Here is a 12,710-nt window from a genome sequence, read left to right as displayed (position 1 = left end):
CGGTCGCGAGCGGCGCCACCTTGCTCTCGAACGGCAAACGCCGGAGTAGCCCGGCGGCGCTTGCCCGTCAGCCGGTACCGTCTCGACCGTGTTCCCGGTCGATCCGTGCAAGTGTCGCCGCGAGATCGTCTCCGGTGGCTGCCGTATACATAGCCATCGCGGCGCTGGGGATGCGGCCTCTCTTGTTCACACTGAGCCCCTTCTCCTCTGCCCACGTGCGCAGCCTTCTTGCATACTCGACACGCGCGATGCGGCGTGCATAGGAAAGACCGCTTTCCCGCCTGGAAGCCTGTTGATCTGATGGACGGTGTTCGATCGAGGGGCACGCATGGCTTACAGACTCGTGTTCTTCTGCAAGGGAGCGGAGCAGGAGACCGCCGTGGGAGCCATGGACCGTGTGCTTGACACCCTGCTGGAGACCGGGCCGCCTCTGGTCGGCGAGTACCGGGGGCCTCCTGAGCCTCAGTCGGGCGAGTGGCTGGAACCTGACATCGATGTCGTCCATAGCTTCAGGCTTGTCACCGGGACAGAGCGGGAGGGCCCGCCCCCTGACTACCTCTTGCTTGAAATCCATGCGGGTGTGCGGTTCATCGCTGAAGACGTGATTGCGACGGACCCCGATGATGACCACGGCGTGTGGGGGAGCGAGCTCATGGTCATCATCACTCTGACTGGTGACCGTCCGGATTGGCCACTGGTGGATCGCATATGGACGGTGCTGGAAGGACTCTGGTCAGCGGTGCCATGGGACGAAATATCGGGCTTTGCGGTCGCGACCGAGACTCACAGACCGCTTCGAGGCGACATCTCGCCCTGAGGTGGGCCGACGGGCACCGTATCGACCACGGAAAGCGGTCCGAAGTGCCTATTCGCGCGGGCGGCCCCAGCCCGGCACGGGCGGCATCGCGCGAATGAGTGCTTCGGCGGGTTCATGGGGGTCGCGAGACCTCCTGGTAAGCGCACGCTCGATCCCCTGAATGCCGCGACCGTCAGCCGGACGCCGACGTTTCAACGCTGCGGCCGTCACCGAGTCGAGTAGATCGGGTCGGCGCCATGGCCTCTCCTCCGGCCTTCCACTTGGAGACCATGCGTTCACTGATGCCCAGGTGTCCGGCGCATTCCCGGATGCCCATGCGCTTGGCCTCGCGCGGGGATCGGTTTTCGCGGCCGGTCCAGGGGCCGTTAGAGGGGTTCTCCCGGAATCTCGCCGTATTCCTTGCGGAGGTCATCGAGGATGGGGTGTTCCGCCGGGAACTCGATGTCGTTGATTGCGGTGATCGCCCGGACGCCTACGGTCGTGTTGGTGGCGAATGCGGCTTGCATGCGGGGCAAATCCGCGACGTTGACCGGTGCCAGGGACGTCCGGTCGTGGGCCTGCTGGAGAAGTCGCATGGTGACGCCGGGTAGGACTTCGGCGTTCGGCCAGATTACTTGTTCGCCGTCGTAGAACCCGATGTTCCACGTGGCGCCCTCGGAGACGTAGGACTCGGTGTCGAGGAACAGGGCGTCGTCGAATCCGTCGAGTTGGGCGCTGCGGCGGTGGCGTAGGGCGCCGAACAGGCCGACGTGTTTGACCTCGGGGAGGTCGCGGATGTAGCTGGCGGTCTGGACGCGCATCGGTGCGGGTGGCATGGCGCCGGCGGGCCTGGTGGTGATGAGCACCTGTGGTTCGGCCTCGGTTCCGGGGTGACCGAGTTCCAGGGCGGGGTCGAACACGGTCACGCGAACGACGAACGAGTCGTCTCGTCCGGCGATGGCCTGGGCGACGAGTTCGCGTACGCGGTCACGGTCCAGTTCGGTTGCGAAGAGGGCGCGGCAGTCCCGAGCGAGTCGTTCCAGATGGTGCGAAAGGCCGCGAACCCGGTGTTCGTCGACTCGCATTGAGGTGAAGTGGCCGTAGTTGACGAGCGCAAGCGCCTGGAGTTGTTCGGAGGTGGCCGGTGCGCCGTTCAGTTCCGCCATGGCCTGAGTTTGTCAGTCCGCGGTCCGGCGGCACGTTGCCGGAGGCGGCGCGGGGGCTTCGTGTCTGACTGTGCGGAGCGGATCGTTCTCGCGTGCCTGTTCTGCGGGTGTCGGGGTGCGGGGGCGCACCCTGGAAGACGGCGACGGCAGTCGGGGCGGCCCTGGTCGGAGGCTCCGGGGCTGGTCAGGGTGGGTCGGCGGAGGTAGATGAAGCTTCCTGCGGAGAGGGTGCGCGTTGCTTGCACTCGACAGGGTAGAGTGCTAAAAAACGGTTGGCACTCCACTGTGGAGAGTGACAACTTCACAGTCTGGGTCGGGGCGATGAGGCTCTGGAGCGGCGGCGGAATGGCAGTCGTCGGCCGGGGTCGTCCGTCGCGGGCGTCGGCTCGATCCGTCTAAGCCACCTTGTTCCGGGAGGACTGGAGCCTATGGCTGCAAAGATGATCGCGTTCGACGAGGACGCCCGGCGCGGTCTCGAGCGGGGCATGAACCAGCTCGCCGACGCCGTGAAGGTGACGCTCGGCCCCAAGGGCCGCAACGTCGTGCTGGAGAAGAAGTGGGGCGCCCCCACGATCACCAACGACGGTGTGTCGATCGCCAAGGAGATCGAGCTCGAGGACGCCTGGGAGAAGATCGGCGCGGAGCTCGTCAAGGAAGTAGCGAAGAAGACCGACGACGTCGCGGGTGACGGCACCACGACGGCGACCGTGCTGGCCCAGGCGCTCGTGCGCGAGGGTCTGCGCAACGTCGCCGCGGGCGCCAACCCGATGTCGCTGAAGCGGGGCATCGAGGCCGCGGTCGAGCGGGTCAGCGAGGAGCTGTCCAAGCTGGCCAAGGACGTGGAGACCAAGGAGCAGATCGCCTCCACCGCCTCCATTTCCGCCGGCGACCCGCAGATCGGCGAGATGATCGCCGAGGCGATGGACAAGGTCGGCAAGGAAGGCGTCATCACGGTCGAGGAGAGCCAGACCTTCGGTCTGGAGCTCGAGCTGACCGAGGGGATGCGCTTCGACAAGGGCTACATCTCGCACTACTTCGTCACCGACCCCGAGCGGATGGAGGCGGTCCTCGAGGACCCGTACCTCCTGATCGTCCAGGGCAAGGTGTCGGCCAACAAGGACCTGCTCCCGGTCCTCGAGGGCGTCATGCAGTCCGGCAAGCCGCTGCTGATCATCGCCGAGGACGTCGAGGCCGAGGCGCTGGCGACGCTGATCGTCAACAAGATCCGCGGCATCTTCAAGTCCGTGGCCGTCAAGGCCCCGGGCTTCGGCGACCGCCGCAAGGCCATGCTGGGCGACATCGCCACCCTCACCGGTGGCCAGGTCATCAGCGAGGACGTGGGCCTCAAGCTCGAGAACACCACGCTCGACATGCTGGGCCGCGCCCGCAAGGTCGTCGTCGCCAAGGACGAGACCACCATCGTGGACGGTGCCGGTGACGCCAACGAGATCGCCGGTCGGGTCAACCAGATCCGCACCGAGATCGACAACACCGACTCCGACTACGACCGCGAGAAGCTCCAGGAGCGCCTGGCCAAGCTCGCGGGCGGTGTCGCGGTCATCAAGGCCGGCGCCGCGACCGAGGTGGAGCTCAAGGAGCGCAAGCACCGCATCGAGGACGCCGTCCGCAACGCCAAGGCCGCGGTCGAGGAGGGCATCGTCCCCGGCGGTGGCGTGGCGCTGCTGCAGGCCGGCACCAAGGCGTTCGACAAGCTCGAGCTGCAGGGCGACGAGGCCACCGGCGCCAACATCGTCAAGCGCGCTCTCGAGGAGCCGCTGAAGCAGATCGCCGTGAACGCCGGCCTCGAGGGCGGCGTCGTGGTGGAGCGGGTCCGCAACCTGACCCCGGGCGAGGGCCTGAACGCCGCCACCGGCGACTACGTCAACATGTTCGACTCCGGGATCATCGACCCGGCCAAGGTGACCCGGTCCGCGCTGCAGAACGCCTCGTCGATCGCCGCGCTGTTCCTGACCACCGAGGCCGTCATCGCCGAGAAGCCCGAGAAGAACGCGGCCCCGGCGGGCGGCATGCCCGACGCCGGCGGCATGGACTTCTGATCGGGTCCACGCCCACCCGAAACGGGTGAACGGCCACAAAAGGGGGCGGTCCTTCGGGGCCGCCCCCTTTCGCGTGCGCGGAAACGAGCGAACCGATCCTCGATCACGTGCGTCCGATCCCCACATTCACCGACTTCGGAAGGATCGGGATGAGCGACGCACTGCCCCGGCTGCTGGTCGATCCCCCCTGGGAAAGGGACGCCCGCGCGTACCGCGAGGCGACCAGGGCCGCGGCGAAGGCGGTCGCGCTCGTCCCCGGGCTGGAGCCGCCCGCGGACCGGAGCCTCGTGTGGGCGGACGGCGAGCGGGAGGAATGGCTGAAGCTGTGCGACAGGCCGTCCTATCTGTCCGACAAAGAGAAGACGATCCTGGAGAGCGAAGGGTGGCCCGGACTCGTCCGGGCTTACAAGGACGGCACGGTCACCTACACGCCGAACCAGACGTTCATGTTCAAGCAGGGTCCCGAGGAGCTCGTCCGGCCCCTTCTGGCGGACTGGCGCACCGTCCCCAAGGGCGGCTGGGGACCCAAGGGCGACGACCTCAAGGCGCTGTTGGCCCGTTTCGAACTCGGCGCCCGCCACATCGTGTTCCCGCACGCCAAGGCCGACCGCGCCCGGGGCGCCCGGGCGCTGCTGCCCGTGCTCGACCTGGAGACGGCCGTGCTGATGGCGCACTGGCTCTCCCAGGGGTCGGGCCGCCGCATCGCCGACGAGTGGCTCGCCCGTCACGGCGCCGGCGCGGTGCCGTTCCTGGTCCCGGACGCGCTGGGCAAGGCGCGCGTCCCGCGTGACAAGGCCCGGGCGGCGCTGGCCCGCATCGCGTCCCGGCACGGCGTCCCGGCCGTGGCGGACGCCGCCCGCCGGTACGGCGACCGCGCCGCCGAAGCCGTCGAGGGGTTCCTCACCGAGGACGGTCCGCAGGCCGCGCCGAAGCCGCCCGCCAAGCCGCCGAAGGTCGCCTGGCTGGACCGGGACGGGCTGCCCGAGGTCCGCCTGCGGGACGGACGGGCGCTGCCGCCGGAGGCGATCGAGAACCTCATCGGCGCGCTCACCTTCACGACCCTCCCGTGGAACGGCGACCTCAGGACGCTCCCCGGGCTCGACGAGGTCCTGGACCGGTGCGACCGCGCCTCGCTGTCCGCCTTCGGCCTGGCGGTCTTCGAAAGCTGGATCGCCGCGCGCACGCCGTCCCGCAGCGGCTGGGTGCTCGACCAGCTCTGCCTGCTGGCCGACGACGCCGCCGCCCGGCGGCTCGGCGCCCTGCTGCTCAAATGGCCGGGATCGGGCACCGACAAGCACGCCGTGCAGGTGCTGCGGGCGATCGGCACCGACACCGCGCTGGCGTGGCTCGACCGCATCGCCCGGCGCGCGTCCGCCCCCGGCCGCCGCCAGACGGCCGAGCAGTGCCTGGCCATGGCGGCGAGGGCGCGCGGGCTGTCGGCGGACGAACTCGCCGACCGGCTCGTCCCCGACGTCGGCCTCGACGCCGCCGGGACGCTCGTCCTCGACTACGGTCCCCGCCGCTTCACGGTCGGGTTCGACGAGGAGCTGCGGCCGTTCGTGACCGACGAGGCGGGCGGGCACCGCACAACGCTCCCGAAGCCCGGTGCGAGGGACGACGCCGACCTCGCCCCGGCCGCGTACCGGCGGTTCGCCGAGCTCAAGAAGGACGTGCGCGCACTCGCCGGCGACCAGATCCGGCGGCTCGAACGGGCGATGACGTCCGGGCGCCGCTGGACCGCGGGCGAGTTCGAGCGGTACTTCGTCGAGCACCCGCTGCTGCGGCACATCGCCCGCCGGCTCGTCTGGACGACCGGCGGGACGGCGTTCCGCATCGCCGAGGACCGGACGTTCGCCGACGCCGCCGACGCGCCGGTGACGCTCCCGGACGGCGCGCGCGTCGGCATCGCGCACCCGCTCGGCCTCGGCGACGCGGTCGCGGCGTGGGCCGAACTGTTCGCCGACTACGAGATCGTCCAGCCGTTCCCCCAGCTCGGACGGCACGTGGACGAGTTCACGGCGGCCGAGCGCGACACCGGGCGGCTGGCGCGCTTCGAGGGCGCGACCGTCCCGACCGGCGCGGTCCTCGGGCTGCTGAGGAAGGGTTGGGAGCGCGGCCCCGCCGAGGACGGCGGCGTGTGCCACCGGGTCGTCCGCCGCTTCCCCGGCGACGCGCCCGACCTGGTCGCCGAGCTGGCCCCGGGCATCGCGGTCACCGCCGTGGACGTCTTCCCCGAGCAGACGCTGCGCGAGGTCCGGTTCACCGCGCCCCCGCGCGGCGCGCTCGACCCCGTCACCGCCTCCGAAGTCCTGGCCGACCTCGCCGGCCTGGGATGACGCCCCTCCCACCTCTTGTAAGGAGCACGAGCCGTGTACCAACTGTTCAACTCCCCGGTGCTGACGGTGGACCAGCCGCGGCGCGCCCCTTCCGCCCGCTCCGAGTACAAGGTGTTCGACGGCCGCGGCACGCTGGTGGCGCGCGCGGCCGAGGGCGACGTCTCGGCGCTCAAGAAGGCGTTCCGGATCGTCATCGGGGACGGCGGCGCCGGCCGCGTCGTCCATGTCGAGAGCCCGGACGGGCACCCGCTGCTCACCGTCCAGGGGGGACCGAACTGGGCGATGGTGCACCTCCCGGACGGCACGGTGGTCGGGTCGATCCGGGAGGCGCCGAGCCGCCGGCACGCGTTCGACATCCTGGACGCGGCGCAGCGCCCGATCGGCGGCATGGACGCGGGCCCCTGGCGGCGCAAGTTCAGGATCGTCGACGCGAACGGCACCCACGTCGCCCAGATGGACAAGAAGTGGAAGGGGTTCGCGACCGAAATGGCCCTCAGCGCGGACAAGTACCGGCTGGACATCCACCAGGCGATCGCCGATCCCCTGCGCACCCTGGTGGTCATGTCTCCGCTGGCGATCGACCTGATCCTCTACGAGGGCAAGGACTGGATCCCCGGCTGACCCCCGCACGGAACCCGCACCGCCCGGGGCTTTCCCTCGGGCCCGGCCCTTGGCAGGATCGCCGCTTGGATGGACGGCGCGGACCGCGCCGGACGCCACGGAGGCGGCCCGCGGCCGCGGTTCGGGAAGGCGGGAGGACGCGTGAGCGAAGTGTTCAGCTCTCCGGTGCTCAGGATCGAACAGCCCCGCAGGGGCCCGTTCGCGAAATCGAAGTACCGGGTCATGGACGGGGACGGGACGACCGTCGCGGTGGCCGACGAGACCGATCGGCGGCGCGGCGACGCGCTCCGCACCGCCTTCCCCGGCAAGTCGGACCTGGACGCCCGCGCGGTGCTGCTGAGCACGCCCGACGGTGAACCGCTGCTCGTCGTCGACAAGCGCAAGGGGCGGGCCCTCACCGAGGTGCGCCGCCCCGAGGGGGACGTCGTCGGCTCGTTCGTCACCCGGCGCGTCGGCCGCTTCTACGCCGTCCACGACCCGGACGGGACGGCGGTCGGCGACGTCGAGGTGGACATCCCGCGCAACAACTTCGCGGTCCGCGACCCGGACGGGAAGAAGGTCGCGCACGTCCGCAAGAAGTGGGCGGGGGTGGTCACCCACCTGCTGACGACGGCCGACAAGTACGAGGTCGAGATCTTCGACCCCGTGCCGGAGCCGCTGCGCACGATGGCCGCGCTGACCGCGATCGTCATGGACATGAACCTGCACGAGTCGAAGGACATCACCTGACCGGGCCGCCAACCGGGCCGCCGCCGGTCAGGGGTGCGGCCGGTCAGGGCCGCAGCCGGTACCCGACGCCCCGGACCGTCTCGATCCGGGCCGTGCCCAGCTTGCGCCGCAGGTACCGGATGTAGACGTCGACGATGTTCGACCCCGGGTCGAAGTCGAACCCCCACACCTGGCTGAGCAGTTGCTCGCGGGTGAGCACCTGGTCGGGGTGCCGGCAGAACACCTCGGCCAGGGCGAACTCGCGCGCGGTGAGCTCGACCGTCCGCCCCTGGATGCGGGCCCGCCGGGTCCGCAGGTCGAGGTCGAGGTCGCCGGCCCGCAGCACGGTCGCCTCCGGGATCCGCTCCGTCCGCAGCCGCAGCCGGACGCGCGCGAGCAGCTCCTCGAACGCGAACGGCTTGGCGATGTAGTCGTCCGCGCCGCCCTCCAGGCCCGCGACGGTGTCCGCCACCGTGTCCCGCGCCGTCAGGATGATCACCGGCATCGTGACGCGCTCGCCGCGGAGCCGCCGCAGCACCGTGAAGCCGTCCTGCACCGGCAGGCCCAGGTCCAGGATCATCAGGTCGAACTCGCCCGTCCGCGCGTGCTCGTACGCGGACAGCCCGTCGGCCACGACCGACGTCGTGAAACCGTTCGAGCGCAGCCCCTTCTCCAGGAACGAGGTGATGCGCCGCTCGTCCTCGGCGATCAGGATCCGGTTCACCGCATCACCTCCGGAGCGGGCAGGACGACCGTCGTCGCGCCCGCGTCGACGACCGGGCGCAACGGGATGTCGAGGACGAACTGGGCACCGCCTTCCAGCGGGCTCTGCACGAACGCCGTCCCGCCGTGCGCCTTCGCGATGGACGCGACGATCGTGAGCCCCAGCCCCGCGCCCTCCGCGGGCCGCGGCCCCGACCCCGCCCGGACGAACCGTTCGAAGATCCGCTCGCGGTCCTCGGCGGCGACGCCCGGGCCGGTGTCGCGCACCCACAGCAGCACCGACCCGTCCCGCACCGCCGAACCCACCTCGATCGTGTCGCCGTCACCGGTGTGCCGCACCGCGTTGGACGCCAGCTGCATCAGCGCCTGCGTCAGCCGCTGCGCGTCGCCGAGCACCCGCACCTCCGCCACCGCGCCGACCCGCCACCGCCGGTCGCCGAGCCCGCGCGACTTCGCGACGACGTCCACCGTCAGGTCGGCGAGATCGATCTCCCCGAGGTCCAGGAAGTCCGGACGGTCCGCCTTCGCGAGCATGATGAGGTCGTTGACCATCCGGTTCATCCGGTCGAGCTCCTCCATCAGGAGCGTCCGGGTCTCCTCACGTTCGTCCGGGTCGTCGCCCATCAGCTCCAGATGCCCCCTGATGACGGTGATGGGGGTGCGGAGTTCGTGGCCCGCGTCGTCCAGGAACCGCCGCTGCGCCGCGAACGCCGACTCCAGCCGGTCGAGCATCCGGTTGAACGTGGACGCGAGCGCCGCGACGTCGTCGTTCCCCCGCACGAGCAGCCGCCGCGTCAGATCCGACTCGCCGATCTGCTCGGCGGTCTGCCGCACCAGCCGGATGGGCGCGAGCACCCGCCCCGCGATGAGCCAGCCGACCACGCCCGCCACCGCGAGCGCCCCGAACGCCGTGAACCCGAGCACCCGCGTCGTCTCGTTCACCTCCTCGCGCAGCGCGTCCCGGAACTCGACGACGACGAGCGCCGCCTGCCGCGGGTCGCCGTCCATCCGCACCGGCAGCACCGCGTACCGGACGTCGCCCGCGCTCGACTCCGCCCACCCGTACGTCGGTTCCTTCGCCCGCGCCGCCCTCGCGACGAACGCCCGGTCCAGGTCGAGCCGCGCCAGCGGGTCCTGCGCGCTGCGGTTCACGGTGCGCCCGTCCACCACGGAGAAGAACGTCTCGTAGCCGTCCGGCAGGTTGTGGACGAGGTAGCGCTCCAGCAACTCGGTGAGGTCCGTCGCCCGCCGCCCCGTGGCCGGATCGACGCCGTTGCCCATGTAGCTGCGCAGCTTGTTGGCCTCGTGCGTCAGCTCGTTGTCGACCCGGTCGTTCAGCCGCGCCGACAGCACCGACCACGTCACCGTCACCGACCCGGCCAGCGCCAGCCCGACCAGCAGCAGCATCCAGCCGACGATCCGCGCCCGCGCGGTCACCCGGACCTCACCCGTCATCGCCGTCGTCCCCGTACGCGCCGTCGTCCCCGTAGGCACCGTCATCGTCGTCGTCGCCCGGCCGGACCGGCGGCGGCGACACCGCGCGCCCGCCCTGCCCACCGGACGGCGACGCGCCCGGCGCCCCCGGCGCCCCGGGCGAGCCGGGCGCCCCGGAGGAGCCGGGCGCCCCGGACGAGCCGGGCCCGCTCGTCCCCGGGGACCGGCCGACCTCGATCGTCCCGCCGAGCGACGGCGGCGTGCTCTGCCGCGCCTGGACGACCCCCACCACCGCGGCGACGAGCAAGACCCCGCCCACCGCGATGCCCACGCACCACCTGCGTACTGAAACCGACATGGTGCCAACCTCGCACGCGGCCCCGGAGCCCGCGGTTAAGGCCACATGAGAAGCCTTTCATCCGGCCGGGGCCCCGCGCCGCGGACCGCGCGTTCGATGAACGCTCTTTCATCCGGCTCTCACCCGAGTCCCATCGCGGCCGGAGACCGTACTCGATGAACCGGACCGTAACGAGGAGGAAGCCCGTGGCTGAACACGTCCTGTACGGCCTCGCCGCGAACCTGACCGCGATCACCGTGCTGGCGCACGTCATCTACTTCCGCCGGCACCACCGCAGGGACCTGCGGCTGGCCTACATCGCGGTCAACGTCGGAGTCTTCACGGTGGTCTCGCTGCTGCTGGCCGAGCGGGCCGACGTCGCCGTCGGGTTCGGGCTCTTCGCCGTCCTGTCCATCATCCGGCTCCGCTCGGACGCCATCACCCAGGAAGAGGTCGGCTACTACTTCGTCGCCCTCGCCCTCGGCCTGGTCAACGGCATCGCCGCCGTGATCCCGTGGCTCGCCGTCCTGCTGGACGCCGTGCTCCTCACGATGATGTACGTCGCCGACCATCCCCGCCTCGCGCCCCGCACCCAGCGCCGGGTCGTCACGCTCGACGTCGTCCACGCCGACCCCGCCGCACTGCACGCCGACCTCGAACAGCGCCTCGGCGGAACCGTCCTGTCCTGCACCGTCACCGAGGTCGACTACGTGCGGGACGTCTCGATCGTCGACGTCCGGTACCGCCGGCCCGCCGCGAAGCCCCGCCCCGCCGCGATCCGCACCCCGTACCCGACGCGTCCCGCGTCGTCCGTGAACGGCGAGGCGCGATGACCGTCCTCACCGAGCTCGCCGCCGACGGGACCGCCGCGGTCGCGCGCCTCACCGGGGCGCTGCCGTCCATGTCCCTCGCCCAGGTCCTCGACCGCGCCGAACTCCAGACCCGCGTCGACCGCAAGTACCTGGTGCCCGCCGAGCTCTGCGCCGCGATGCTCCCGCGCCTCGACGGCGAGTACGCGGCCCTGGAGATCGACGGCCGCCGCGCCTTCCGCTACTCGTCCGCCTACTTCGACACCCCCGACCTCCTCACGTTCCGCCAGCACCGGCAGGGACGGCGGCAGCGCTACAAGATGCGGACCCGCACGTACATGGACAGCGGCGAGTGCATGTTCGAGGTCAAACTGTCGGGCGCCCGCAACGCCACCGACAAACGCCGCATGCCCTACGACGCCGCCCGCCGCACGACCCTCGACGGCACCGCCCGCGCCTTCCTGCAGGACGTCCTCCTGTCGGCGTACCGGACGAACCCGCCGCGGGCCGTCGTCACCAGTGCGACCACCGACTACCTGCGCTCGACGCTCGTCCAGTTGTCCGGCCCGGGACGCGTGACCTTCGACACCGCGCTCACCTGCACCGACGGCGAGGGCACCACGATCGCCGCCGATCCGGACATCGTCCTGATCGAGTCGAAGTCCGCGGGCGGTGAGGGCCCGGTGGACCGGATCCTGCGGGACCGGGGCGTCCGCCCGGTGAAGATCAGCAAGTACTGCGTGGCCGTGGCGGTCCTCTATCCCGGCGTCCCCGCGAACCCGTGGCGCCCGGCCGTCCGCACCTATTTCGATGCTCCGCATCCCCTTTGGAACAGGGCATGGCGGGGTAGATAGGCGACGTGCAAGTCGCTCCGAGACGTAGCGGTGACTGGTGGATCTCGCCCGCGATCCCCGCGGTGGCCAACGCGGCGCTCGCCGCGCTCTGGGCGTTCACCGCGCTCGGCGGCTGGGGCGAGCAGGCGTTCTGCGGGGCGGGCGGCGCCCACGACCCGACGTGCGCGACGGGCTTCGAGAACGCCGTCCTCGCATCGCTCGCCGTCGTGATCCCCGCGGTCGTCCTCGCGCTGGCCGCCCCGGCGATGTCCCGCGTCCGGCGGCACCCGGACAGGCTCGGAATGATGCTGACGGCCGCGGCGTTCCTGTGGGTGGGCGCCGAAGGCATCCTGTTCCTCGGCGGCTACCTGGCCCAGTACAGCTGACGCCCTTCCCGGGCATCGGCCCAGGTGAGAGACCCACCCGGGCGACATTTCCGGCACTCGCCGGACGGCTCCGAGGAAATTTTCGCGCGCCGGTTTGACGTGCCGTCCCCGGGGGCATAATGTTCTCTCCGCCCCACCGGGGAGCGGGACGCCGAGAGGTGGCCGGCCCGAAGGGGAACCACACCCGACCAAGCAGGCGCGGCTCCGCCGTGCCCGCCGATCGGTTGTGGGTCGGAAACGGTCGGTTTTGACAAACCAGCCGGATCTGATGAAATAGCACCACCGCCGGGAAGGAACCGCGCAAGCGGAACCCGAAAGGCGTATCGGGAAAAGCCGGAAATTGACAAACCGGCCGGAACCGATAAAGTAAGAACAGTCGCCCCGGAGCGAGGGCCGCGAGAGCGGGCCGAGCGCGGTGGGTGTCCGTTTCTTGAGAACTCAACAGCGTGTTAAAAGCCAGTGCCTTTATCGATCCGGCCGGCAGGCCGGGTCACCCCCGAGGCT

The 12,710-nt window shown here is 70.9% G+C and carries 13 protein-coding genes; 8 read left to right on the top strand and 5 right to left on the bottom strand.

Features of this window, described 5'->3' with window-relative positions; translation table 11 throughout:
- Positions 1 to 67 precede the first annotated feature (67 nt).
- Positions 68 to 223 carry an Lsr2 family DNA-binding protein gene (locus ACFQ11_RS37850; protein WP_449193581.1) on the bottom strand — a complete coding sequence of 52 codons (156 nt, stop codon included), beginning with the start codon at positions 221 to 223 and terminating at the stop codon, positions 68 to 70.
- A 105-nt stretch (positions 224 to 328) separates the two neighbouring features.
- Between ACFQ11_RS37850 and ACFQ11_RS20525 the strand changes: the two genes are divergently transcribed.
- On the top strand, positions 329 to 817 hold the full coding sequence (locus tag ACFQ11_RS20525) for a hypothetical protein (RefSeq protein ID WP_378300943.1): 489 nt from the start codon (positions 329 to 331) through the stop codon (positions 815 to 817).
- A 365-nt stretch (positions 818 to 1,182) separates the two neighbouring features.
- Here ACFQ11_RS20525 and ACFQ11_RS20520 read toward each other — a convergent pair whose 3' ends face one another.
- Positions 1,183 to 1,962 carry an aminotransferase class IV family protein gene (locus ACFQ11_RS20520; RefSeq protein WP_378300941.1) on the bottom strand — a complete coding sequence of 260 codons (780 nt, stop codon included), beginning with the start codon at positions 1,960 to 1,962 and terminating at the stop codon, positions 1,183 to 1,185.
- Between the two features lie 428 nt (positions 1,963 to 2,390).
- Between ACFQ11_RS20520 and groL the strand changes: the two genes are divergently transcribed.
- From groL to ACFQ11_RS20500, 4 genes are all read left to right on the top strand, one after another.
- A complete protein-coding gene (groL, locus tag ACFQ11_RS20515) occupies positions 2,391 to 4,019 on the top strand; it encodes a chaperonin GroEL (RefSeq protein ID WP_378300938.1) in 1,629 nt (542 codons plus the stop codon).
- A 149-nt stretch (positions 4,020 to 4,168) separates the two neighbouring features.
- The gene (locus ACFQ11_RS20510) at positions 4,169 to 6,355 is read left to right on the top strand and encodes a DUF4132 domain-containing protein (protein WP_378300936.1); all 2,187 of its coding nucleotides are present in this window, start codon (positions 4,169 to 4,171) and stop codon (positions 6,353 to 6,355) included.
- Positions 6,356 to 6,388: 33 nt separating this feature from the next.
- Positions 6,389 to 6,976, top strand: a complete 588-nt coding sequence (locus ACFQ11_RS20505; RefSeq protein ID WP_378300934.1) for a phospholipid scramblase-related protein — start codon at positions 6,389 to 6,391, stop codon at positions 6,974 to 6,976.
- 141 nt (positions 6,977 to 7,117) lie between these two features.
- Positions 7,118 to 7,705, top strand: coding sequence for a phospholipid scramblase-related protein (locus tag ACFQ11_RS20500; protein WP_378300932.1), 588 nt, complete (start codon positions 7,118 to 7,120; stop codon positions 7,703 to 7,705).
- 43 nt (positions 7,706 to 7,748) lie between these two features.
- Here the strand turns inward: ACFQ11_RS20500 and ACFQ11_RS20495 are convergent, their stop codons facing one another.
- From ACFQ11_RS20495 to ACFQ11_RS20485, 3 genes are read right to left on the bottom strand one after another with little or no spacing between them, the layout of a single operon-like run.
- Positions 7,749 to 8,408, bottom strand: a complete 660-nt coding sequence (locus ACFQ11_RS20495; protein ID WP_378300929.1) for a response regulator transcription factor — start codon at positions 8,406 to 8,408, stop codon at positions 7,749 to 7,751.
- On the bottom strand, positions 8,405 to 9,862 hold the full coding sequence (locus ACFQ11_RS20490) for a sensor histidine kinase (protein ID WP_378300927.1): 1,458 nt from the start codon (positions 9,860 to 9,862) through the stop codon (positions 8,405 to 8,407). The genes ACFQ11_RS20495 and ACFQ11_RS20490 overlap by 4 nt, the downstream gene beginning before the upstream one ends.
- On the bottom strand, positions 9,852 to 10,172 hold the full coding sequence (locus tag ACFQ11_RS20485) for a hypothetical protein (protein ID WP_378300925.1): 321 nt from the start codon (positions 10,170 to 10,172) through the stop codon (positions 9,852 to 9,854). Before ACFQ11_RS20485 ends, ACFQ11_RS20490 begins: the two co-directional genes overlap by 11 nt.
- A 212-nt stretch (positions 10,173 to 10,384) precedes the next feature.
- On the opposite strand from ACFQ11_RS20485, the gene ACFQ11_RS20480 reads away from it, so the two are divergent.
- Genes ACFQ11_RS20480 through ACFQ11_RS20470 form a run of 3 tightly spaced genes read left to right on the top strand, consistent with a single transcriptional unit; the run spans position 10,385 to position 12,206 of the window.
- Positions 10,385 to 11,011 (top strand): DUF4956 domain-containing protein, encoded by a 627-nt coding sequence (locus ACFQ11_RS20480; protein ID WP_378300923.1) that lies wholly within the window; start codon positions 10,385 to 10,387, stop codon positions 11,009 to 11,011.
- Entirely contained in the window at positions 11,008 to 11,841 is an 834-nt protein-coding gene (locus ACFQ11_RS20475) for a polyphosphate polymerase domain-containing protein (protein WP_378300921.1), read from the top strand. The genes ACFQ11_RS20480 and ACFQ11_RS20475 overlap by 4 nt, the downstream gene beginning before the upstream one ends.
- 5 nt (positions 11,842 to 11,846) lie before the next feature.
- A complete protein-coding gene (locus tag ACFQ11_RS20470; protein ID WP_378300919.1) occupies positions 11,847 to 12,206 on the top strand; it encodes a hypothetical protein in 360 nt (119 codons plus the stop codon).
- Positions 12,207 to 12,710 lie beyond the last annotated feature (504 nt).

Source organism: Actinomadura sediminis, from assembly GCF_042675525.1.
GTDB lineage: Bacteria > Actinomycetota > Actinomycetes > Streptosporangiales > Streptosporangiaceae > Spirillospora > Spirillospora sediminis.
This window is presented reverse-complemented; position numbering and strand designations above follow the sequence as displayed.

Coding starts and splice junctions, on each gene's coding strand:
- ACFQ11_RS20525 (WP_378300943.1), top strand. CDS start 329: ATGGCTTACAGACTCGTGTTCTTCTGCAAGGGAGCGGAGCAGGAGACC.
- ACFQ11_RS20520 (WP_378300941.1), bottom strand. CDS start 1,962: ATGGCGGAACTGAACGGCGCACCGGCCACCTCCGAACAACTCCAGGCG.
- groL (WP_378300938.1), top strand. CDS start 2,391: ATGGCTGCAAAGATGATCGCGTTCGACGAGGACGCCCGGCGCGGTCTC.
- ACFQ11_RS20510 (WP_378300936.1), top strand. CDS start 4,169: ATGAGCGACGCACTGCCCCGGCTGCTGGTCGATCCCCCCTGGGAAAGG.
- ACFQ11_RS20490 (WP_378300927.1), bottom strand. CDS start 9,862: ATGACGGGTGAGGTCCGGGTGACCGCGCGGGCGCGGATCGTCGGCTGG.
- ACFQ11_RS20475 (WP_378300921.1), top strand. CDS start 11,008: ATGACCGTCCTCACCGAGCTCGCCGCCGACGGGACCGCCGCGGTCGCG.